This is a genomic window from Geobacillus sp. CX412, from assembly GCF_027942335.1.
GTDB classification, from domain to species: Bacteria; Bacillota; Bacilli; order Bacillales; family Anoxybacillaceae; genus Parageobacillus_B; species Parageobacillus_B toebii.
In genome coordinates, this window is sequence record NZ_CP103461.1 from 2,971,095 (window position 1) to 2,995,590 (window position 24,496).

The 24,496-nt window shown below is 42.2% G+C and carries 14 protein-coding genes and 6 pseudogenes; 8 read left to right on the top strand and 12 right to left on the bottom strand.

Features of this window, described 5'->3' with window-relative positions:
* Positions 1–41: 41 nt before the first annotated feature.
* Positions 42–921, bottom strand: a pseudogene (locus NXM86_RS15575) (nucleotidyltransferase-like protein).
* Positions 922–1,066: 145 nt separating this feature from the next.
* On the opposite strand from NXM86_RS15575, the gene NXM86_RS15580 reads away from it, so the two are divergent.
* The gene (locus NXM86_RS15580; RefSeq protein WP_012749220.1) at positions 1,067–1,423 is read left to right on the top strand and encodes a YgzB family protein; all 357 of its coding nucleotides are present in this window, start codon (positions 1,067–1,069) and stop codon (positions 1,421–1,423) included.
* Between the two features lie 27 nt (positions 1,424–1,450).
* On the opposite strand, the gene perR is transcribed toward NXM86_RS15580, so the two are convergent.
* From perR to NXM86_RS15595, 3 genes are all read right to left on the bottom strand, one after another.
* A complete protein-coding gene (gene perR / locus NXM86_RS15585; RefSeq protein ID WP_012749219.1) occupies positions 1,451–1,903 on the bottom strand; it encodes a peroxide-responsive transcriptional repressor PerR in 453 nt (150 codons plus the stop codon).
* A gap of 250 nt (positions 1,904–2,153) precedes the next feature.
* Positions 2,154–2,624, bottom strand: a complete 471-nt coding sequence (bcp, locus tag NXM86_RS15590; RefSeq protein ID WP_012749218.1) for a thioredoxin-dependent thiol peroxidase — start codon at positions 2,622–2,624, stop codon at positions 2,154–2,156.
* Positions 2,625–2,690: 66 nt separating this feature from the next.
* Positions 2,691–3,095, bottom strand: a complete 405-nt coding sequence (locus NXM86_RS15595; protein ID WP_121910034.1) for a potassium channel family protein — start codon at positions 3,093–3,095, stop codon at positions 2,691–2,693.
* A gap of 125 nt (positions 3,096–3,220) precedes the next feature.
* Here NXM86_RS15595 and NXM86_RS15600 point away from each other — a divergent pair.
* The 4 genes and pseudogenes from NXM86_RS15600 to NXM86_RS15615 all read left to right on the top strand — a co-directional run bounded on the left by NXM86_RS15600 (position 3,221) and on the right by NXM86_RS15615 (position 7,704).
* Positions 3,221–3,918 (top strand): annotated as a pseudogene (locus tag NXM86_RS15600) (response regulator transcription factor).
* A 724-nt stretch (positions 3,919–4,642) separates the two neighbouring features.
* Entirely contained in the window at positions 4,643–4,939 is a 297-nt protein-coding gene (locus tag NXM86_RS15605) for an ATP-binding protein (RefSeq protein WP_498959052.1), read from the top strand.
* Between the two features lie 94 nt (positions 4,940–5,033).
* Complete coding sequence (locus NXM86_RS15610; protein ID WP_012749214.1) at positions 5,034–5,813, top strand: ABC transporter ATP-binding protein; 780 nt, start codon at positions 5,034–5,036, stop codon at positions 5,811–5,813.
* Positions 5,785–7,704 carry an FtsX-like permease family protein gene (locus NXM86_RS15615; protein WP_089096851.1) on the top strand — a complete coding sequence of 640 codons (1,920 nt, stop codon included), beginning with the start codon at positions 5,785–5,787 and terminating at the stop codon, positions 7,702–7,704. Before NXM86_RS15610 ends, NXM86_RS15615 begins: the two co-directional genes overlap by 29 nt.
* Positions 7,705–7,807: 103 nt before the next feature.
* Here NXM86_RS15615 and NXM86_RS15620 read toward each other — a convergent pair.
* The 5 genes and pseudogenes from NXM86_RS15620 to NXM86_RS15640 form a co-directional block, all read right to left on the bottom strand.
* Positions 7,808–9,432, bottom strand: a pseudogene (locus NXM86_RS15620) (L-lactate permease).
* 37 nt (positions 9,433–9,469) lie between these two features.
* Positions 9,470–10,429, bottom strand: a complete 960-nt coding sequence (locus tag NXM86_RS15625) for an L-lactate dehydrogenase (protein ID WP_498958253.1) — start codon at positions 10,427–10,429, stop codon at positions 9,470–9,472.
* 277 nt (positions 10,430–10,706) lie between these two features.
* Positions 10,707–11,492, bottom strand: coding sequence for an ABC transporter permease (locus tag NXM86_RS15630; protein ID WP_498958254.1), 786 nt, complete (start codon positions 11,490–11,492; stop codon positions 10,707–10,709).
* Between the two features lie 3 nt (positions 11,493–11,495).
* Positions 11,496–12,287, bottom strand: a complete 792-nt coding sequence (locus NXM86_RS15635) for an ABC transporter permease (RefSeq protein ID WP_081188281.1) — start codon at positions 12,285–12,287, stop codon at positions 11,496–11,498.
* Positions 12,280–13,284 carry an ABC transporter ATP-binding protein gene (locus tag NXM86_RS15640; protein ID WP_062754803.1) on the bottom strand — a complete coding sequence of 335 codons (1,005 nt, stop codon included), beginning with the start codon at positions 13,282–13,284 and terminating at the stop codon, positions 12,280–12,282. The genes NXM86_RS15635 and NXM86_RS15640 overlap by 8 nt, the downstream gene beginning before the upstream one ends.
* A gap of 112 nt (positions 13,285–13,396) precedes the next feature.
* On the opposite strand from NXM86_RS15640, the pseudogene NXM86_RS15645 reads away from it, so the two are divergent.
* The 3 genes and pseudogenes from NXM86_RS15645 to NXM86_RS15655 all read left to right on the top strand — a co-directional run bounded on the left by NXM86_RS15645 (position 13,397) and on the right by NXM86_RS15655 (position 20,843).
* Positions 13,397–14,691: pseudogene (locus NXM86_RS15645) on the top strand (glutamate-1-semialdehyde 2,1-aminomutase).
* Positions 14,692–14,943: 252 nt separating this feature from the next.
* On the top strand, positions 14,944–19,413 hold the full coding sequence (locus NXM86_RS15650) for a glutamate synthase-related protein (RefSeq protein ID WP_498959053.1): 4,470 nt from the start codon (positions 14,944–14,946) through the stop codon (positions 19,411–19,413).
* A 368-nt stretch (positions 19,414–19,781) separates the two neighbouring features.
* On the top strand, positions 19,782–20,843 hold the full coding sequence (locus tag NXM86_RS15655; protein ID WP_498958255.1) for an FUSC family protein: 1,062 nt from the start codon (positions 19,782–19,784) through the stop codon (positions 20,841–20,843).
* 38 nt (positions 20,844–20,881) lie between these two features.
* On the opposite strand, the pseudogene nikC reads toward NXM86_RS15655, so the two are convergent.
* The 3 genes and pseudogenes from nikC to NXM86_RS15670 form a co-directional block, all read right to left on the bottom strand.
* Positions 20,882–21,780 (bottom strand): annotated as a pseudogene (nikC, locus tag NXM86_RS15660) (nickel transporter permease).
* 19 nt (positions 21,781–21,799) lie between these two features.
* Positions 21,800–22,803, bottom strand: a pseudogene (locus tag NXM86_RS15665) (ABC transporter permease).
* Between the two features lie 67 nt (positions 22,804–22,870).
* Entirely contained in the window at positions 22,871–24,478 is a 1,608-nt protein-coding gene (locus NXM86_RS15670) for an ABC transporter substrate-binding protein (RefSeq protein WP_373467256.1), read from the bottom strand.
* Between the last annotated feature and the right edge of the window lie 18 nt (positions 24,479–24,496).

The window sequence follows — 24,496 nt, forward strand, 5'->3', positions numbered from 1 at the left end:
AGACAAAATAAAATCGCAGGTGCGATAAAACAAAAATTCTACTACTGTTCTTTATTTTGCAATGAATAGTAACGATGATATATATGGCGACTTTTTGTTGGCACTTCTTCTACAAACAAGACCTTTTTCTCTACTAAATATTCCAGCATGATGATAAGATCTACGGAATACGATGAAAGCTCTGGATGCTGCATAATTTCCGCAATGCTCCATGCTCCCTCTTTTTCCCTTAAAACTTTAAACAAATGGGCAGCTCCTGATGGGATTCGCGAATGGATTAAAAATTCACTTGTCAAAAATAAAAGCTCCAGCCGTTTCTGCAACGGCTCCTCACTGCTGACAAGTTCTTCATACAACTTATAAATTTGCGCATCCATTTGTTTTATTTGGTTCCATACAGTGACTTCGGGATAAAATCCTTGTTCGATGACAGCTAATCGCGCTAGATGATGCAATGCATGAATAACATGATTATACGCATCCAACAGTTGATCTGCCTCAAAAAATGCCTTTCCGTCCATATATCTGCGAATTAATTTGGCAAATTCTATCCCCATTTTTAATTGCCGCATCTCTTCCGGGGAATTCTTTCATACGATTTCGGAGCTGATATATATAATCATTACGGTCAAATAAAATTTTCCCATTGAATATCCAATCAATAATCTTTCGATGGGAACCAAGAAGAAGCCATTCATTTAATTTTGTTTCATCGACCACATATAACGCCGCTTTTTCTTCTCCTGATACATAATGTTTCACAAATATAGGCGGAGCCATATTAGTAGTAACTACCAATAAAACGATATGAAAGGTGTCTGTCACAGCAGAATTGTTCGCTTTCTTTTCAATCATCAAAATCCCTAATGTATTACGATGACTGGCCCATTCTTGGTAGATGGGACGAATTAAATCCTCCATTATCGTTTCCTCCATCTCCTTCATGATGTCATGGTTATTCGACAAAAAAACAAAAAATCCTCTTTGTCGTTTCTAAACTTCCCGAAGATAGCGACACATTTTTCACCACTTTATGATATAGTGTTATGTATAGGAGGGACAATAAATGGGTATCAAATATTCGAGCAAAATCAACAAAATTCGCACATTTGCCTTGAGCTTAATTTTTGTCGGCTTTATTGTTATGTATATAGGGATATTTTTCCGTACATCTCCTTTTGTTATGACACTGTTTATGATTTTAGGCCTTCTTTTCATCATCGCAAGCACCGTTGTTTATTTTTGGATTGGAACATTATCAACAAGAGCAGTGAAAGTCGTATGTCCATCTTGTGGCAAAATAACAAAAATGCTTGGCAAGGTAGATTTATGTATGTTTTGCAATGAGCCGTTGACATTAGATCCAGAGTTAGAAGGAAAAGAGTTTGACGAAAAATATAACCGAAAAAAGAGAAAAAGCTGATAGCATTCCCACCCCGCTATCAGCTTTTTAATGTTGTTGGCGTGTCTTTTCTTGACAGTCAGGACATGTTCCGTAAATTTCCATACGGTGATGATCTACTTTAAACCCTGTTATATGAGCAGCAAGCTCTTCTACCTCATCTAATGCTGGATAGTGAAAATCGACAATCTTGCCACATTGTTCGCAAATAACGTGGTAATGATTGGATGTAACAAAATCAAAGCGGCTTGATGCATCACCATATGTTAACTCTTTCACTAATCCGACCTCTTTAAAAACGCGCAAATTGTTATAGACGGTTGCTACGCTCATGTTTGGAAATTTTCCTTCCAGCGCTTTATATATTTCATCTGCTGTCGGGTGTGACATCGAATTAATTAAATATTCCAATATCGCATGACGTTGCGGAGTGATGCGTATTCCCGTCTGCTTTAACGTATCAAGCGCTTCTTTTAACTGCTGATTATCAGACACCGTCATGCACCTCGCTTCCTTTAAAAAATAAAAAGAATTATTATTTTATAATTTTTATAATTAGTCTACAAGTATTTTATGCTATTTGTCAATATTCGTATCATTAATATATGAACTTGCCACATTTTTTAGCAAAAAAAATGTGCGGAAGGTTGTTCCGCACCAATATCGCTCTTTCATTCATTTGAGGAGGTTACTATCCATCATACGCATTATCGGCTTTTTCGCATGGACTTTTACCTAGATATAAGGAAAATTACGTTAAATTTTCTAAAATATATTCTAACGCTTCTTCTACATGTCCTTTTACTTTAACTCCTCTCCATTCCTTTACCAATCTTCCGTCCCGATCAATCACAAACGTCGAGCGCTCGATCCCCATATATTCTTTCCCAAAATTTTTCTTTAACTTCCAAACACCATACATTTCTGCTACTTTATGTTCTTCATCGGAGAGCAATAAAAAAGGCAATTGATATTTCTCAATAAATTTTTTATGGCGCTCTACAGAATCCGTACTTACTCCTAAAATAACTGTATTTGTCTCTGTAAACTTTTCATAATGATCGCGAAAATCACACGCTTCTGTCGTACATCCTGGCGTCATATCTTTCGGATAAAAATATAATACGACATGTTTCCCGCGAAAATCAGAAAGGGAAACTATTTCCCCATTGCTTGCCGGCAATGTGAAATCCGGTGCTAGTTGCCCGATTTGCAAAGACATCGTTTTCCCTCCACTGTCTTATTCTTTCGTTTTTAGGGTAGCGAAAGATACAATAAATTGCAACGATTACCGCTCATCCCAGTCAAGCATTGTTCGAGCAACAAGTACAGCAGGCATAATATAACCCAATAAAGCTTCAATGATGGCAATCCATCTTCCAATCCCCATTGGTGTAACGTCCCCATATCCAACTGACAATAACGTGATCCCGCTTAAATAAAGACTATCTTGAAGTATAGAAAAACATTCATTAGCCGTTCTATTCGCAGACGGGGTAAACACGTGATGCCCATTCATCTGAAGCACCATATATATAAGCCCAAAACCTAGCATCATCGTGATATACCATTGAATAAGGACAAATAAATTTTCTAAGGAAATGCGACGAGTTGCTTTTACACTTGTCGTCCAAATAGACGTAATGCTTCCAATCAACACCGTCGCTACAATTCCAACGAACGCGTACTCCATCGCCCTCACCTCATACTTGTCCATAACCATATATACGAAGACAGAAAGTTGATTATTCATTATATAAGTGGATTCGATATAATAAAATATGGTACGGGAAGAAAGATATGGAGAGGGAGAAAAAAATGCATACGATTTTGATTGTCGAAGATGATGATAAAATCGCTTCCATGCTGAAAAATCATATTGAGAAATATGAATATCGCGCACATATTGCAGAACAGTTTGACGACATAAAAAAGGAATTTATAAAATGTCGCCCTCATCTTGTACTGCTCGACATTAATCTGCCTCGATTTGACGGTTTTTATTGGTGTCGGCAAATCCGCACGATTTCCCTTTGCCCCATTATTTTTATCTCCGCACGCAGTCATGAAATGAACCAAATTATGGCCATTGAAAACGGTGGGGATGATTATATTACCAAGCCATTTAATTTCGATCTGGTCATGGCAAAAATCAAAAGTTTACTGCGGCGAACATACGGTCCTTACGCCGCTCCTGCAGAGCCCCATGTATATGAAGTATCAGGATTGTACCTGTTATATGATCGACATATGGTTCAATGGAAAGAGAAAACGATCGAGCTTACAAAAAAGGAGTTTACTTTATTAGAACGATTGGCGAAAAAATCTGGAAAAATTGTATCTCGCGAAGAACTACTCGAGTCATTGTGGGATGATACGGAATTTGTCGATGATAATACACTATCCGTCAATATTACACGCGTTCGCAAAAACTGCAGCAAATTGGAATCGAACAAGCAATTGAAACGGTTCGCGGTGTCGGTTATAAATTGGTCGAGACATGGAGGGATTCATAATGAAATTGTTTTTGCGCGAGCATATCCCGCTGACCGTCTTTCATCTTCTTCATGCTGTACTTTTGTTATCGATTGTGTATTTATATATGCTCGAACAATCTTTCCATCCATCTTTTGGCATGTTTGTTTATCTTTTTGTTATCAGCCTTGTGTGCATCGTGATGTTTTTAACATGGCGTTATTGGCGGCAATCCCATGCATATCGTTTTTTATCGTCCAACTTGCGGCAGTTAGACATGAGCACTCACCCTTTTAGCGGGTCTCCGTTACTGCATGCTTTTCAAAAACTCCTCCACTCGCAGTATCGTTATTACACAAAAGAACTGCAAGCATTGCATAAAGAAATGGACGATGCATCATTATTTATGAACCAATGGGTACATCAGATGAAAACACCGGTTTCTGTCATGGATTTACTTTTGCAAAACTTTGACATTCAAGACCAATTCGACCGAGAATTTGTGAATAGCATGCGCGAAGAACTCGAACGACTGCAACATGGATTGGAGCTGGCCCTGTATTCGGAACGAATAAAACGTTTTTCTCATGATTTTCATGTAAAGCGGCTGCCGCTAAAAACAATGGTCAACCATGTCATTCAACATTACAAACGCTCTTTTATTCGCAATCGCATTCACCCCATCGTGGAAATTCCCGAAACGATTTTCGTAGAAACGGATCAAAATGGTTTCAGTTCGCTCTTAGCCAAATCGTCATCAATGCCATCAAATATTCAAAAAACGTCAGCAACCAAATCGTGCTTTCTGCTGTTCAACGTGAAAACGAAGTGTTTTTGTCCGTTCAAGATTTTGGAGTCGGCATTCCAAAACAAGATATCGGACGCGTATTTGAACCTTTTTTCACTGGTATGAATGGGCGTAGGTTTCGCGAATCCACTGGAATGGGGTTATACCTTGTCAAACAAATTGTTGACCATCTTGGCCACGGAATTACCATTTCTGCTGAAGAAGGAAAAGGAACAACCGTCACGATCACTTTTTACAATGTGACAAAAATGTAAGAAAACAAGCAGACATTGTAAGAAAAATCGATATGTTCACATGTTCTCCCTCCGTATAATCGACAGTAGAAGAACATAAGGGAGGATTTTTTTTATGACGATCCTGCAAGCAAACTCGATTACGAAAATATATCGTTCTAGCCAATCGGCCGCGCACCGGGCGTTAGATAATTTCAGTTTATCGATTGAAAAAGGGGAATTTGTCGGAGTCATGGGGCCATCCGGAAGCGGAAAAACAACCTTGCTTAATATTTTGGCAACCATCGACCAGCCGACTACGGGAGAAGTGTTGGTAGAGGGGAAAAATCTATCGCAGCTTTCGAAAAAAGAGCTTGCTTTGTTTCGCAGACGAAAACTCGGCTTTGTATTCCAAGACTTCAACTTGCTAGACACGTTAACCATCGGAGAAAATATCATTCTTCCACTCACATTGGACAAAATTCCCGTTAAAGAAATGGAACAACGATTGCAAACAGTGGCTTCCACTTTAGGTATTGAAGGGATTCTCGATAAGCGGACATATGAAGTCTCAGGCGGACAGCAGCAGCGCGCTGCAATTGCACGGGCGATTATTCATGAACCGCTGCTCATTTTTGCCGATGAGCCGACCGGGAATCTGGACTCAAAATCTTCAAAAGATGTGATGGAAACATTAACAGCATTGCATCAGGAAAAGAACGTTTCCATCATGATGGTTACGCATGATCCTTTTGCAGCGAGCTATTGTGAGCGCATTATTTTCATCAAAGACGGCAAATGGTTCACAGAGATACGCAGAGGACATAACCGTCAGGCGTTTTTTCAAGATATTCTGGACATGCTGTCACTATTAGGAGGGAACGTCAATGACATTTCGACAATTCGCCCTTCATAATGTGAGACGTAACTTTAGCCGATATGCCGCCTACTTTTTGAGCAGCACTTTCGCCGTCACTGTCTTTTTTATGTACGCTGCATTTATTTTTCATCCTGATGTAGTGAATGGAACGATTCGTCCCTCAGTAAGAAGAGGAATCTTTGCCGCTGAGGTCATCGTCTTTCTTTTTTCTGTATTTTTCATTTTTTATTCGACAAGCTCGTTTTTAAAATTGCGTAAAAAAGATTTTGGCTTGCTGACGTTGCTCGGTATTACGCGCGGCCAGCTGAATAAATTAATCGTAATCGAAAACTCAATTATCGCCCTTCTTTCGATTGCAACAGGAATGGTGTTTGGCGCCTTATTGACAAAAATCTTTTTCATGATGTTTTCTGTTATGTTAGACTTGCCATCGCCGCTATCTTACTATATTGCTTGGAAAGCGGTCGCCACTACCGCCATCGTGTTTCTGGTGACATTTGAGGCAATTACGATCATGACGCTCATCACGATCCGTTCTTCGCAAATTATTGATTTATTAATGTCGGCGAAAAAGCCGAAAAAACCGCCTGTCTACTCGCTCTGGCTTTCGATGCTTGCGGTTATCTGCTTGGCGATTGGATACTATTTAGCCTATACCTCCAACATCATGCAAATGATGAAACGCGTCCTTCCAATTCTACTGCTCGTCATTATTGGAACGTACTTTCTATATACGCAATCGAGCATTGGGCTTTTGCGATACTATAAAAAGCAAAAGCACTCCTATTATCGCGGCACAAACTTAATTACCGCCGCAGAACTAACATATAAACTGAAAGATAACGCGAGAATTTTAAGCATGGTGACGATTTTAACGGCGGTGACCTTTACTTCTACCGGGGTGCTTGCCAACCTTTATTTTGGCAAAAAAGCAGAAGCAGAAGCGCGGTTCCCGCACGCGATTGCCCTTATATCAAAAAAAGAGCCAAAAGCTTTCGAAAACAAATTGCAAATACTAAAAAATGCTTTACATGATGAGCATATTTCTTTCACTAGTCATAAGGCCGCTTTCATCCGGGCGTATAATCCAAAGAAACCTAACGATCATGTAATGCAACATCTTGTTCTTATGCGTGTAACAGATTACAATCGATTCGCGGATTTGGCTGGTCAGCCGCATATATCGCTACCAGCAAATACAGCTGCCTATATGCAACCTACCCCTGACCAAGGGTACGAACCTATTAAAGGAAAACAAATTGCGATTGCCATAAAAAATAGTAATGAGACGATGGTGGTTCCATTGGCTAAATCGATTCCCCAGCCAGTCATCAATCCTTCGGGGGTTATCGGATATATGTTAGTTGTTCCTGATCATTTATATGATAAATTTCATCGTCTCGCGGCAGAAGAAACGATTCAATATTATGCTGGTATATCATATAAAAATTGGGAAGTAAAAACATCAGTAATCAAAAAACTGAACCGCTTGATTCAAAAAGATGATGTCGATTTGACCAATCGTTTAGAATTCTTTAACCGAATGAAACAAGTTTTCTCCTTAATGCTCTTTATTGGTTTTTTCGTCAGTGTCCTCTTCTTTTTAGCTGCTGACAGCATTTTATATTTTAAGCTTTATAACGATTTGGAACAGGACAGCAAGCAATACGAAGCGCTATCCAAACTCGGTTTGACATGGAAAGAAATGAAGCAAATTGCGGCAAAGCAAGTAGGGATTCTCTTTTTCATTCCGTTTGTCGTTGCCACCGTCCATGCCGGCTTTGCCTTTAAAATGCTGCAAAACATGGTCTCCGGCTCCGTCGTCAAAACGAGCGCGCTTGTCATTATCATCTTTTTCGTTGTTCAACTTGGTTACTATTTCTTGATTCGTTCGCTTTACACGAAAAAGGTGGAGCAAGTAATGTAAATTAAATGCGGCCTTTTCCCAGTACATAGATTCGGAAAAAGGCCGCAGAATATATCTTTTTTATCTATACACCGTGCTTAACTTAATAACAAGCTATAATTATCTACATTCCTATGATCGAAAGAACGTATGTCCATACTCCCACAAACAACAGCAGGATCAAGCTATAATAAATCGTCATTTTAAACAAGTTAGATTCTCTTCCAGTTTCTTGCACTGCAGCAGTTGCAATGGCGATGGATTGCGGAGAGATGAGTTTTCCCATCACTCCCCCGCTAGTATTGGCAGCAAGCAATAACGAAGAGCTTGTCCCTATTTGCGTTCCTGTAACCACTTGTAAATGGCCAAATAAAGCATTGTTGCTTACGACAGATCCTGTAATAAACACACCGAGCCATCCTAATAACGGGGAAACGAACGGAAATACATCCCCTGTCTTCGCTAATGCCAAACCAATCGTAGAGGATAAACCCGCATAGTTGGCTAAGTTGGCAAACCCCATGATAAAACAAATAGTCAATACAGGAATCGAAAGTTCTTTACATGTTTCTTTTAAACTTTGTATTCCCTCAGCGAACGTAATATTTTTGCTGAACATCACTGTCAACAGCACCGCTAATAAAATCGCTGTACCTGTTGCGGATACAAGATCCAGCTTAAATATAGCATCTAATGCAGCCTGTGCCGGTGCCACCGGAGGAGTTTTTACGACTTCCCCATGCAAAATGGCACTTTAAACAAAAGCGTAGTTTTATGCAGCGCTCCACCTTCAGCAAACAGTGCTTTAAAACCCGGCAGACTCCAGATAATAACGATTAACGTTAAAATATAAAAAGGAGACCACGCACTGATGATTTCTTTCAAACTGTATTTAGATTTTTCTACAGCTTCTTCATCCTGATTTACTCGATATATATGTGACGGCTGCCATTTTCTTAAGAAAATAGTTAATGCCCCCATACTGACAAGCGCCGCTAAAATGTTGGCCAATTCCGGACCGAGCACAATGATTGTCAATGTTTGCACAATGGTATAACTTCCGCTTACCACTAAAAGAGCAGGCAATGTTTCTTTAACGCCTTTCCATTTATCTAAAATAAACACTAATAAGAACGGAACGAAAAACGTGATCAATGGCAAAATCCAAGCAAGTGTACGAGATAGCTCAATCGGAGTTAAATCTCCCATTTGTGCTCCGACAATAACCGGAATCCCAATCGCTCCAAACGCGCCAGATGCAGCATTGGCAATTAAACAAAGAGCGGCGGCTTTTAATGGATGAAATCCTAATTCCGAAAGTAAAGCAGCCGAAATGGCAATCGGAACGCCGAATCCCGCAGCTCCTTCTAAAAATGCGTTAAAACTAAAACCGATGAGCAACAATTGAAGCCGCTGATCCTCAGAAATGTTTGCGATACTCCCACGGATCATATCAAACTTCCCTGTTTTCACAGCGATTTTATATAGCCAGACAGCCATGATCACAATATAGCCAATAGGCCATAAACCGTTTGCGATTCCATAGATGGAAGCAGCAATCGCCTTTGAAATCGGCATATGAAAAAACAAAACAGCTGTCACTAATCCAAAACAAAGAGTGAGAAAAGCGGCTTTTATTCCCTTCATTTTAAACACGGTTAAACATGATAAAAATAAAACAATTGGAAGCGCCGCAATGAGTGCAGAAAGATACGTATTATCGAAAGAATTGTAATGTTGTATCCACATGTTGCTCACCTTGTTATTATTCTAAGTCAGTATTTTATTACTTTACATCATTAAAATAACGTGAAAGAATGTCTTTTAATACAGTTACGCTATGATGAAATTGCTGTTGTTCTGTTTCATTTAACTTCAATTCCATTACCTCGCGAATACCGTTTCGGTTGATAATAGCAGGTACACCAATATAAACGTTTTGCTCATTATATTGACCATCTAGATAAGCAGAAACGGTTAAAATAGCATTTTCATTGTGCAAAATAGCACGTGTAATGCGGACGAGTCCCATCGCAATGCCGTAATAAGTTGCGCCTTTTTTCTCAATAACTTGATATGCCGCATCACGAACATTGACGAAGATATTTTCTAAATCCTCTTTTCTATAGCGATCGTTTTGCGACAATATTTGTTCGATTGGAACACTTCCAATTTCCGCATGGCTCCAAACAGGCAATTCTGTATCCCCATGCTCTCCGATAATATACGCGTGTACATTAGTCGGAGCTACTTGAAAGTATTCGCTTAGCAAAAAGCGGAATCTTGCCGTATCCAGAATCGTTCCCGAGCCTATCACCCGTTCTTTCGGTAACCCGCTGAATTTCCAAGTAGCATACGTTAAGATATCTACTGGATTCGTCGCGACAAGAAAGATTCCATCAAACCCTGATCTCATCACAGAATCGACAATCGTTTTAAAGATATTCATGTTTTTGTCAACAAGATCGAGCCTTGTTTCCCCTGGCTTTTGGTTAGCACCTGCACAAATAACCACCAAATCGGCATCTCGGCAATCTTGATAATCTCCATGCCATATATTCATTGGCTTCGGCGCGAATACTTTTCCATGATTTAAGTCCATCACGTCGCCCGCTGCCTTCTCTTTATTCACATCAATCAACACTAATTCATCCGCGATTCCTTGATTCATAAGGGCAAATGCATAGCTGGCCCCAACGAATCCTGTTCCTATAAGTGCCACTCGATTCATGCATTGTCTTTTCATAGTTGTCTGTCATCCTTTCCCAAAATTAGTTTGTGAAATTATTCACAAATATATTGTGCATTGTTTCACAAACTTTATCAAGTATCAACTAGTAAGAGAAATTTGTCTTTTTTGTTAACATTTTGGCCGCACAACAGTATTTTTGTATCACTACATTCAGTTCCTGCAAGCAATCCAATAAACGAAAAAAATGGTCTGTATATACTCATTTTCATAAAAAAAATAAGAGGGCAACCCCTTTAAGGAATTTTTACTTCCTTTCGGATTCTCCCTCTTTTTAATTCCCTGCACCTCGATATCGTTTTACCCCTGCGTTCCACAAAAACACGGCAATCGTAAAAAAGATGATTCCCATGACTGGAGTAAAAAACGCATATCCGTACCACTCTTTTTTGCCGAGAAAATAAGACGCCGGATACACGCCAACGAACGCAAACGGCAGAATCCACGTTAAAATATAGCGGATGATGCGGTGGTAAATATCAATCGGATAGCGCCCATAGTTGCTGATGTTGTACATCATCGGAATAATCGATGTACGAGCATCGGCCCAAAAACTAATCGTCGCCAATGACACAAATACTCCCGCGTAAATAAGCGCCCCACCTAGTACAAGCAAAATAAACATAAAAATATCATACCAATGCAACGAAAGATGCAAGCGCGCACCTGCATACACCATAATGATCATGCCTGTCACTCCGCCAAGAAGCGACTCTAACTCCATGCGTTCGAGAATAATTTGAAATAAGCTGTGAACCGGACGCGTCAACACACGGTCCATTTCTCCACGCACAATATAGCGCTCGTTAAAATCCCAAATGTTAAAAAACGCTCCGAACACCGCATATGGCACTAAGAAAAAGCCGTAAATAAACAAAATTTCCTCGCGCGTCCAGCCGTGCAATAACGTCGTATGTCCAAACACAACAAGAAGAAAAACAAGATTGACCGCCTGCGACATCAAATCAGAAATGAACTCGACAAGCAAATCAGCGCGATATTGCAACTTTGTTTTCATGTATTGCGCCATATACTGAAAAAAGATCGATACGTAAAACACGACTCACCCTCCTTGAATGACAAGCTGTTTTTTCGCCGCTCGCCACAATAGCTGAATCGGGATGAGCAACAGCACGCACCATGCAAACTGAAACAAAAGGCCGCGGATGATTTCTTGCCCTTGAAAGCTTTCTGTCACAATCATGCTTGGAATATAGCTAATTCCTTGAAATGGAAAGTATTTCATTGCCGCTTGCGCCCAATCCGGATAAAAGCTGATTGGCAAAATAAGTCCGGAAAACAAGTCGACCACAAACCGCTTTGCACGCAATAACCCTTCATTGTTAAGGGTAAAAAACGTGACAATGCCTGCAAGCAAATTCAACTCCGAATTAATAATAAAACTAAACATAATCGACAATGTGAAAAACATCCATGTATGAACATCGGTTGGAAAACGGAGGGGCAAAAATAAAGCGACAAAAAAAATTCCCGGAAGCGAAAGAAACAACAAACGAAAGATTCCTTCCCCTAATCCTTGCATCGTTTTCATTCCAAGATAACTGTAAGGACGAATAAGCTCTGTCGCCACTCTTCCTTCTCTAATCTCCATGGCGATTTCACGGTCGATATTATTGAAATAAAACGCCCGCGCCATCCATGAAATGGCAACATACGTTGTCATTTGCTCCATCGACATGCCTTGCATCGCCGATTTGCCGCCATAAATCGCCGACCAAAGAAAATAGTACGCCGCGATGTTAATAGCATAAATGAGAATACCTGTGTAATAATTCGTCCGGTAAGCAAGCATCATTAAAAAGCGGATGCGAATCATTTCGATATATTTATCCATGCACAACACCTTCTTCATAGATGTTGCGGATAATTTCTTCCGTAGAAATTTCATTAATGTTCATATCTTGAATCGAATAGCGGGAAACAACGCGGCTAATGACTTCAGGCAGAAGCGATGGCGCTATATTTGCTGTCCAGACGTTTGCTTGCTCCCCTTTTTTCCATGTTACTTGCAAACCATCGGTCAATTCCTTTAAAGCATCTAACGTAATTTCGCTTGCGAACGTAAATTGAATTTGTTTCCCTTCTCCCCAATTCTCTTTTAGCTTTTGCAGTGAGCCATCGTAAATGATTTTTCCTTCATCCAACATAATGACGCGTTCGCATAACGCTTCGATGTCGGAAATATCATGGGTCGTTAATAAAATGGTTGTGTTGTATTTCTCATTAATTTCTTTTAAAAACTGACGGATTTTCAGTTTTACAAGCACATCCAAGCCAATCGTCGGTTCATCTAAAAATAAAAGCGGCGGGTTATGAATAAGCGCAGCGGCCAGCTCACAGCGCATCCGCTGTCCAAGCGACAGCTTGCGAACCGGCTTGTCCAACAGAGGACCGATATCGAGCGTTTCAATGACATGTTCCATATGTTCTTTGTAGTCTTGATCCGATACACGGTACACTTTTTTCAACAGTCGAAATGACTCTTGGACGGCGATATCCCACCAAAGTTGGGAGCGCTGCCCGAACACAACGCCGATGGTTCGAACGAACGCTTCCCTCTCTTTATGCGGATTCATGCCGTTGACGAGCACTTTACCGGATGTCGGCGTCAAAATTCCCGTCAGCATTTTAATCGTTGTCGATTTCCCCGCACCATTTTCCCCAATATAGCCGACCATTTCACCTTGCTTTACAGTAAACGAAATGTCGTTGACAGCGCGAATGATTTTATAATTTCGTGTAAATAAATCGCGAAACGCTCCGAATAAGCCAGAGCGACTTGAATACGATTTAAATTCTTTTCTTAAGTTTTCTACTTCAATGACGTTCATGTTACACTCCCTCCACATAGGCAATAGTTTATCTGAAGTCACATCCCGAAACAAATGGTATGCTTTATGTTAAAATAAAAATCGGCAATGAAATAATAGGAGGATTTGAACGATGCAATTTACGAAATCAGAACAGCTTTATCAAGAAGCATTGCAGCATATCGTCGGCGGCGTCAACAGCCCGTCCCGCTCATATAAAGCGGTCGGCGGCGGAGCGCCGGTCGTCATGGAACGCGCGCAAGGCGCTTATTTTTGGGACGTTGACGGCAATAAATATATCGACTATTTGGCGGCATACGGACCAATTATAGCTGGCCATGCCCATCCACACATTACAAAAGCGATTCAGCGCGCCGCAGAAACTGGCGTCCTTTACGGCACACCCACGCCGCATGAAATTACCTTTGCAAAAATGTTAAAAGAAGCGATTCCGTCTTTAGAAAAAGTGCGTTTTGTCAATTCAGGAACGGAAGCGGTCATGACCACGATTCGCGTGGCGCGCGCTTATACGGGCCGTGATAAAATTGTCAAATTTGCCGGCTGTTATCACGGACATTCCGATCTTGTCCTTGTCGCTGCCGGCTCCGGTCCATCAACGTTAGGAACTCCAGATTCCGCAGGTGTGCCAAAAAGCATCGCCCAAGAAGTAATCACTGTGCCGTACAATGATGTCGACTCGTTTAAACAAGCGATGGACGTATGGGAGACCAAGTTGCCGCTGTGCTTGTGGAACCAATCGTCGGAAACTTCGGGATCGTTACACCAAAACCAGGCTTTTTAGAGGCAATCAATGAAATTGCCCATCAAGCGGGAGCCCTCGTCATTTACGATGAAGTGATTACCGCATTCCGCTTTATGTACGGCGGGGCGCAAAATTTATTAGGGATCGAACCGGATTTAACCGCGCTTGGAAAAATTATTGGCGGCGGTCTGCCAATCGGTGCATATGGTGGCCGCCAAGACATTATGGAACAAGTCGCGCCGCTCGGTCCGGCATACCAAGCAGGAACGATGGCAGGAAACCCAGCGTCGATTCTTGCCGGTATCGCCTGTCTTGAAGTGCTCAAGCAAGACGGCGTGTACGAATATCTTGACAAGCTCGGCGCGATGCTGGAAGAAGGCATACTTCTTCACGCAAACAAATACGGCATTCCTATAACAATCAATCGTTTGAAAGGTGCATTCACCGTCTACTTCACAACAGAAAAAGTCGAAAACTATGAACAAGCCCAACGAAGCGATGGAGAAATGTTTGCGAAGTTCTTTAAGCTTATGTTAAAGCAAGGCATCAACCTCGCTCCTTCCAAATATGAAGCATGGTTTGTTACGCTTGCTCATACCGAAGAAGACGTGGAATATACGCTCAAAGCGGTGGAAAATGCATTTAAACAATTAAAAAATGAATAATTATGCAATAATCCCAGGAGGAATCCCCTCCTGGGATTATTGTTAAGTTGTCGAAAACGTTTGCAAAAAACATAAAATATGATGAATATAATTATCCAAGAAAATGAATAAATAATTGATTTGGATATGCAATCATGATATTATAGGTTATAAATTCTGAAAATTAAGATCAAAATTGCCGCTTATGTTTATTCAACACGGGAGGTGAATGGCGAAAAGCAGGAACGTTCCCGCTTTAGCGCCGCTTACGTTATGAGACAACGTTGGAACCCTAACCATTTTAAAAACTTTCATCAAGTAGAACATGATGCTTGCGGCATTGTCGCCGCTATCGAAAAACAACGTATTCCAACCCGAGAAAACATTATGACATGTATTGACGCGCTTGTCAAAATGAATCACCGCGCCGGATTTATTAATGGCGAGGGAGACGGCGTCGGCATTCATATGGATATTCCAAGAAAACTTTGGATGGAAAAACTCGCAAACGTCGGTCAAAATCCAGAAATAGCAAACGACGAAAGTTTTACCGTCGGCCATCTTTTCATCGATCGTTCTGCTGATGTAGACCATATAAAAACGAAGATCAAACAGTTATTCAAAAAAACAGGTTTCTTATTGATTTTTGAATCTGACCGTGTGACCTCCTCCAGTGCGTTAGGCCCAATCGCGCTTCGGCAAGAACCGGTATTTTGGCAAGTCGCCTTATTGCCAAGCGACAATGCGCAGCTTACAAAACGATTATTTGATCTAATGATTGAAATCGAGAAAGATGAAAATGTTCATGTTGCCTCTTTAAACAATTTTCACGTTGTGTATAAAGTGATGGGAGCCGGAGATATTTTGCCAAAATACTATCATGACTTGGCACATCCGTTTATCGCATCGACCATGACGTTAGGACATAACCGTTACTCGACGAATACACTTTCTAACTTTTTTCGTGTCCAACCGTTTAGCGTGTTAGCTCATAACGGCGAAATCAACACAATTGCAAAGCTGCGTGACGAAGCAGTGATGATTGGTGTCCCATTGACAAATGACGGCAGTGACTCCCAAGATTTAAGCCGTACGTTGGAAACGCTTATCTGCCGTTATGATTATAGCTTATTTGAAGCGATGGATATATTGTTCCCGCCTATCGTGAATGAAATTAAAGCGTATCCAGAGCACCTCCAAGACTTGTATACGTACATCCGTGAATCATGGGGGCATTTCGCCCAAGGGCCGGCAGCAATTATCTCCCGCTACGAGGACGAAGCGGTCTTCAGCGTCGACGCGCTCGGATTACGCCCACTTTGGAAATTAGAAACGGAAAAACGATTTGTTTTTGCGTCAGAACCAGGAATCATTCCGGCAAGCGAATATACGGGAGAACCAAAGCCGCTCGCACCAGGGGAAAAAATTGGCTTAACATGGTTCGGCGGCGTCATTCAAGTGTTGGAATACGAACAGTTTCAGGAAGAAGTATATGCCCGTTTTTCGAAACGGTTTGACATTACTAACTTCCGAAAACGTCTCGATGTTCCGAAACTGGAAAATCACGTATTTACTTTTGTGCCGACAAAAGTGCATAACGGTCAATATGCCGCGTTCGGCTGGGACAGAGAACATATTCAACTTTTAGAACAAATGGCGGAAAAAGGTGCGGAGCCGATTCGCTCGTTAGGTCATGACGCGCCGCTTGCGGCTATTAATCCGAATCGGAAAAATCTCGCAGATTTCATTAAAGAAAGCGTCGCCGTCGTCACCAATCCAGCCATTGACCGCGACCGTGAAATGGAACATTTTTCAACAAGAACTGTCATTGGAAAACGGCCATCTCTTGTAGATAAAACAGAAACGTCATATGTTATCGAGCTCAGCTCGCCGATTCTCATCGAAGGAAAAATCGGAAACGACTGCGCGACAGAATTACATCATCCTTCGTACGACCAAATTGTTCATTCGTTCCGAGAAAAACAATTAGCGCACATCCTGTCGGCGACATTTACGGCGGAAGAAACCATTCCGCAGGCGCTAGAGCGTCTTTCTAACGAAGCATGTGAAGCGGTTCGTTCCGGCAAGACCTTGCTCGTCATTGATGATGCAGAAGCACATCAAAACGGAAACTTATGGATTGACCCGTTGCTCATCACATCGGCCATCGATCAATCGTTAACAAAACAAGACTTGCGCCGCGATTGTTCCATTTTGCTTCGTTCCGGCGCGATTCGCTCCCTTCATGATTTTGTCGTCGCCTATGGATTAGGAGCAAACGCGATCAGCCCTTATCTCATGTTTGCGACGGTTGCGTCGGAAGAGTCGACTGCACCTGTTGCCAACCTATTTAAAGCGCTCAATAAAGGATTAGAAAAAGTGATTTCAACGATTGGCATTCACGAATTGCGCGGATACAGCCGCCTCTTCTCATCGATTGGCCTGCATGATGAAATCGCCGATGTATTAAACATTGTCAACTTCTTTGGCTCTGACTCGTTGAAATACGATTTCGAAGCACTGAAACAAGACGCAATCGCCCGTGCCGAAGACTACGCCAACGAAAACGCCAAGCCGGGAAAAACGTACCACCTCTTCCCTCGCATTTGGAAGGCGATTGGAGAGGTCGCCCAAACAGGATCATATGATAACTATCGAGAAAAAATGAACGAGCTCGAAACCGAAACACCGACAACGATTCGCCATTTGTTAGATATAAAGAAAACGGAAAAACAAGTTCCTGTCGAAAAAGTCGATATTAGCGTCGGCGAACATAGCCTGCCGTTCGTCATTGCTTCGATGTCGTTCGGTTCGCAAAACGAAGTGGCGTTCCGCGCTTATGCGGAAGCGGCAGACCGCTTGAACATGGTCAGCTTAAACGGCGAAGGCGGCGAAATTAAAGATATGCTCGGCAAATACCCGCGTACTCGCGGCCAGCAGATTGCATCAGGCCGTTTTGGAGTGAACGCGGAACTGTTAAACTCTTCGAATCTATTGGAAATTAAAATCGGCCAAGGAGCAAAACCAGGTGAAGGAGGCCACTTGCCGGGGTCAAAAGTAACGGCAAAAATCGCCGAAGCGCGTAACGCAACCATCGGTTCGGACTTAATTTCTCCATCGAATAACCATGATATTTATTCGATTGAAGACTTGGCACAAATGATCGCTGAATTAAAAACGGCAAACGACAAAGCAAAAGTCGCCGTCAAAGTGCCGGTCGTGCCAAACATCGGGACGATTGCAGTCGGCATCGCCAAAGCGGGAGCGGACATTATTACACTAAGCGGTTTCGATGGCGGAACCGGAGCGGCGCGCATCCATGCGCTGCAACATGTCGGCCTTCCGGTGGAAATCGGGGTAAAGGCCGCTCATAACGCCCTTCTTGAAGCCGGTTTGCGAAACAAAGTCGAAATTTGGGCGGACGGCGGCATTAAAAGCGCACTTGACGTTCTCAAAGTGATGTTGCTGGGGGCCAACCGCATCGGCTTTGGTACGCTATCGATGATTGCGATCGGCTGTACGACGTGCCGCGGCTGTCATTTAGATACGTGCCATGTCGGAATCGCCACTCAAATCGAATCGGTTGCGCAAGCAAAAGAACACGGATTGCGCCGTTTTGTTCCGCGGCAATTCGAGACGGCAGTGCAAGGATTAGTCAACTTATTCACCTCGTTTGGAAACGAATTAAAAGCATTAACAGCTTCTCTTGGATTTACTCGCCTGCAAGATATCGTCGGCCGCTCTGACTTATTAGAGCAAACAAGAGGACTAGAGCAATTGAATCTATCAAACTTGCTTGAAGTGCTTGAAGTGGAGCAAATGGCGCAAAAAGAAGCAGCGGCAAGCGCAGAGGAACCATCATTGCTCGTTGCTGCTGGGGCGGAATATCTCGATTACTATGTGGAAGATTTGCATCGTTCCCGTGAATTTACGACCGTCACGTCCGAACAGCGCGTTCTCGGCAGCCGTGTTTCTTGCCACCGCGTGCGCGGTCGTCTCGACGGATCGTACAAAAAGTTGCCAGATGTCACATTGCGCTACAAAAACGGCTCGATTCCTGGAAACGGGCTCGGCGCTTACAACACTCACGGCATCCATATCCATGTCGACGGCGGCGGACAGGACGGCGTTGGAAAAACCGCATTTGGCGGCAGCATTTTCATTTTGAAAGCAAAGGGAAAAGACGGAAAATTTTATAACGGCTCCGTTGGCAAAGGCTTCGGATACGGGGCGCAAAAAGGTTTGTTCATCGTGCAAGGAAACGCGGACGCACGCGCTGGCATTCGTCTGTCTGGTGCGGATATGATCATCGGCGGCCAAGTGACAACGCCAATTCCGGAAAAAGAACATGGAAATATCGGCACACGTGCGAACATTAAAGGATTTGCCTTCGAATATATGACAAATGGACGCGGCATTGTTCTTGGCGACCCAGGTCCATGGATTTGCGCCGGAATGACAGGTGGAGTCGTCTACTTGCGCCACCAACCGGAAATGGGGTTAACAAAGGCGGCATTGGAACGCCGCATCGCAAAAGGAGCGCAAGTACGCCTCGAGCCACTGAACGAACGTGGAAAATCGGATGTACAAGAATTGTTATCGAAATACATTGAACTATTAAAAGAACACGGTCAGCACGAAGAATCGCAATCATTACAGCCGCTTCTTGAAAAACCGGAAAACCATTTCTTCCAGGTGATTCCGACAAAAGAACAAGCCGATCCTTCCGTTTCAACAGAATGATGAAAAGAGTATCCCACAACTAGCGGGATACTCCTTTTTATTCTGACATACTCGGTAACTTTTTGAACAGGAATTTTGTTATTAACCGCCTCATATAATCACCTAGACCGAAAATCGTCATATCTATTTTTTTACCACCTGTGTTTATACATGCTAAACTGTATATGTAGCCTTTTATCTTTTCATTTGTTTTTTCGCACCTCTATTTGCACAGAGGAGATTTTAAACACCCAGTTAGCAAGCATCATACGTTTCCCTTCGTCATTTAAAAAACATTTCATGTATATTTTCCACTTGATATCATATATAAAAGCGTGTATAGTACTAAATTGTTTATAAGAACTAAGGAGGAAAGGTTTGAACATACAATGAAGCTCGGTGCCCGCATTTTCAAAACGGGAATCGCCGTTACATTAGCGCTTTTTCTAGCATCCCTATTACACTTTCCCTCTCCTGTATTTGCGGGAATTTCCGCAGTTTTTGCAATGCAGCCGACGATTTACCGTTCCTATTTATCATTGATTGAACAAGTCCAAGCCAATATCATTGGCGCTGCATTTGCCATTATTGCTGTTCTTTTGTTCGGACGTGACCCGTTCATTATCGGCCTTACGCTCATGATCGTTATCGCTCTTTGCTTAAAAATGCGCCTCGAGTCAACGATATCGGTAGCATTAGTTACCGTTATCGCGATTATGGAATATACTGACAGAGAGTTTATCAAATTTGCCGTTATCCGGTTTTCCACCATTATGCTCGGGGTATTCGCTGCCTTTATCGTCAACTTAATTTTTCTTCCTCCAAAATATGAAAAAAGGCTATATGCACAAATTAATGAAAACACGGAAAATATTTTAAAATGGATTCGCATCCATATAAGGCATGCGTCCGAGCACCATATTTTAAAAGAAGACATTGAAAAAATGAAAGAAGATATGACAAAACTCGAGCATCTTTACTTAATGTATAAAGAAGAGCGCACGTACTCGCGAAAAAATCGTTTTCAAAAATCACGAAAACTTGTGCTATATCGGCAAATGATCGTAGTCGCAAACAGAGCGCTCGATACATTAAAAATTCTTCATCGTTTTGAAAACGAGTTGTACCACATGCCGCTTGAGTTGCAGCAAGCCATCCGCTCACAACTAGACAGTCTGCTTCATTACCATGAACAAATATTGCTAAAGTTTATTGGTAAAACAAAATGTCATCCTCGTACAGAAACAGCGATGGAAACCTATCAAGAAAGAACACGTTTAATTGAAGCATTTTACGCACATCACCAGCAAAAAAACGAATATTACCTCTTTTCATTAATAGGAGCGATTATCGATTATAGCGAACAATTAGAACATCTTGATAAATTGATTGACAGCTTCCAACATTATCATCATGATGCTGCCTTAGTAAAAAATTTAGCTAGTCACTAAAAAAGGCTATCTCCGCTAAAAGAGATAGCCTTCTTTTATTAGTTTTTCATGCGCGGATCCAACGCATCGCGCAATCCGTCGCCCATCAAGTTAAAACCAAGCACGGTTAACATAATCGCAAGCCCTGGAAAAATCATCGTCCATGGTGCTTGTGTCAAAAAGTCTTTCGAATCCGCTAACATTTTCCCCCATTCTGGATTCGGAGGCTGTGCCCCCAATCCGAGAAATCCGAGGGCGGCCGCTTCGATAATCGCAGTAGCAATCGCCAGTGTGCCTTGCACGATAATCGGTGCCATACTGTTTGGCAAAATATGATGGAACAAAATGCGCATATCGCTCATCCCAATTGCTTTTGCCGCCATCACGTATTCTTCTTGTTTAATGCTTAATACACGCGAGCGAATCAATCGTCCGAAGTTCGGGATATTAATCACCGCAATCGCAATCAGCGCATTTTGCAAGGAAGGTCCAAGCACCGCGACAATCCCAATGGCAAGCAAAATACTTGGAAACGCAAGCATAATATCAAACAAGCGCGAAATAATTCCATCAATCCAGCGCCCGTAATATCCTGCAATAATGCCAAGCATCGAGCCGACAATAACGGAGCCGAGCACGGAGAAAAATCCGACCCATAGCGAGATTCTTGCCCGTAAATGACACGTGAGAAAATATCTCTGCCAAAATCGTCTGTTCCAAATAAATGTTTGGATGAAGGCGGCTGCAGCCGCTCTGCTAAATTTTGTTCTTTAAAGTCATAAGGCGCAAGCAGTGGAGCAAAAATCGCCAGCAAGATAAAAAAGACAACAATTCCCAATCCGACAAGGGCCATTTTATTTTTCCGAAATCTGCGCCATCCTTCTTTCCACAGGGAAGCAGATTCTTCCTTTTCTTCCACAGCGTGAATCGGCGTTTGATTACGGGCTAGTTCCGCCATATCCGCTTTCCCCCTTTAATTAGTTATATTTAATGCGCGGATCAATCGCTGCATATAGAAGGTCTACAATTAAATTAATGAAAATAAAAATCGTTGCGATTACTAAAATCCCAGATTGAATAACCGGATAGTCACGGTATCCAATCGCATCGTAAATGTAGCGGCCGATGCCTGGCCAGCTGAAAATCGTTTCCGTTAAAATCGCGCCACCTAGCAATAAGCCTGTCTGTAAACCTATTACCGTCAATACAGGAATAATGGCATTTTTTAACGAATGCTTGTACACGACCCAAAACATGCTTAATCCTTTTGCTCTTGCCGTACGAATATAATCGGATTTCATCACTTCGAGCATGCTTGAACGCGTAATCCGGGCAATGATCGCCATCGGAATCGTCGCTAGCGCTACGCTTGGCAAAATTAAGTGCTGCACGACTTGCATAAATTGCTCAGTATTCCCTGCTAGGAGCGTATCAATTAATATAAATGGGTAATCGGTTCAATTGGATTTCGTACTTCTTCGCGTCCCGATGTCGGCAGCCAATCTAATTGAATCGCAAACACCCATTGTTCCATCAGCCCAAGCCAGAAAATCGGCATGGAGACACCAATTAAAGCTAATACCATCGCGATGTAGTCAAACCACGAATTTTGAAACCAAGCACTAATGATTCCTGCATTCACCCCGATCACAACGGCGATGATCATTGCCGCTAATGAAAGTTCTAAGGTCGCCGCTAAATATGGCCAAATTTCTTCTGATATGGCCGCTCCTGTTCGAATGGATTCTCCTAAATCTCCTCTCAGCAATCCGCCTAAATATTTGATGTACTGAACATACCACGGCTGATCTAATCCGAGCTCATGGGTTAATGCGGCAACCGCTTCTTTCGTTGCCTTTTGCCCTAAAATGACTTGAGCAGGGTTGCCCGGAATCGCGCGAATCATGAAAAAAACGACAAGAGACATCCCTAATAATACAGGAATGACCATTAATATTCTTCTTACTGTATAAGAAAGCACTTCTGTCACTCCTTTCACCGATCATGAAAAAAGAGGGAAGGATGCACTCCTCCCCCTCCACACGTTGTTATTCGAATTCAACTTTTGTAAATTTATCCGAACCGGTCGGATGCGGGTTATAGCCTTTAATGTTTGCTTTCCCTGCAAGCAGTGGCGTCGAGTGGACGAGCGGAATCCATGGTGCATCCTCTTTGATAATTTCTTGCGCTTTTTTGTAAAGGTCATTCCGTTTATTTTCATCGCTGATCGTTTGCGCTTCGACTAGAATTTTATGAAGCTCGTCATTTGAGTAATACGTATAGTTGTTGCTGCCGATGCTGTCCTTGTCGAGCAGCGCGTACAAGAAGTTGTCCGCGTCACCGTTATCTCCTGTCCAACCAAGCAAGAACGCATCTGCTTCCCCTTTTGCTGCTTTTTCTAAATACGTTGCCCATTCATACGTAACAATTTTCGCTTTTACACCAATTTTCGCGAAATTTTCTTGAAGTGCTTCCGCTATTTTTTTGCCATCCGGCATATATGGACGAGGCACTGGCATTGCCCATAATTCCATTTCAAAACCGTTCGGATAGCCTGCTTTTGCAAGTAATTCTTTCGCCTTGTTCAAATCAAACGGATAATCTTGAATTTCATCGTTATATCCAGGAATGCTCGGCGGCATCGGGTTTTTCGCCGGTTCCGCCTGGCCGGCATAAAATGCGTCAATGATCGCTTTTTTGTCCACCGCATAGTTCAATGCTTGACGGACTAATTTGTTTTTCAACGGTCCTCTCGTCGTCGTCAATCCGACGTAACCAACATTCATCGATGGACGTTTAAAAACTTGCAAATCTTTATTTCCTTCAATTTGTTTCAAATCGTTCGGATTCAAATCTTCCATTAAATCAATTTCGCCTTTTAATAGCGCATTTAGGCGAGCAGAGTTATCCGGAATCGAAACAAAGATTAATTGATTAAGCTTTGGATAGCCTTTTTCCCAATAATCTTTATTTTTTTCAAGGACAATGCGCTCGTTTCGTTTCCATTCTTTAAAGACGAATGGACCAGTTCCAACCGGATTTTCGCCAAATTTGTCTCCAGATTTTTTAATCGCTGCCGGGCTGGCAATCGCAAACGGCGGCATTGCGATGTTTTTCAAAAACGGAGCCTGCGGACGTTTCAACACAAATTGAACCGTGTAATCGTCCACTGCTTTTACTTCTTTGATGACATGGCTTTCATCGTTTTTATAGCCGCCAAACATCGAGCCGTAATACGGGAATTTTTCGGCGTTGCCGTTCGCCCAACGCTCGAAGTTAAATACGACTGCTTCCGCGTTGAAATCCGTTCCATCATGGAACTTCACGCCTTTGCGGAGCTCAAATGTGTACGTCAATCCATCATCGGAAATCGTCCATTTTGTCGCTAACGCCGGTTTTACCGTTGTATCGCCATCGTTATAATCTAGCAGTGTATCGAAAATGTTTTTCGTCACTTTTAACGATTCGCCATCGGTGACCGTAGCTGGATCGAGCGAGACGGAATCACCGCCGCGTCCATATACGAGCGTGTCTTGAGATGATGATTTGCCTTTTTCACCGCTGCTTGTCTTTTCTGATTTTCCACAGCCAACTAGTGCCATGGACAATACAAGCATCAATGCAAGCAATGTTATCCATATTTTTTTCCTCACCATAAGTTCCCCCTTTAGATT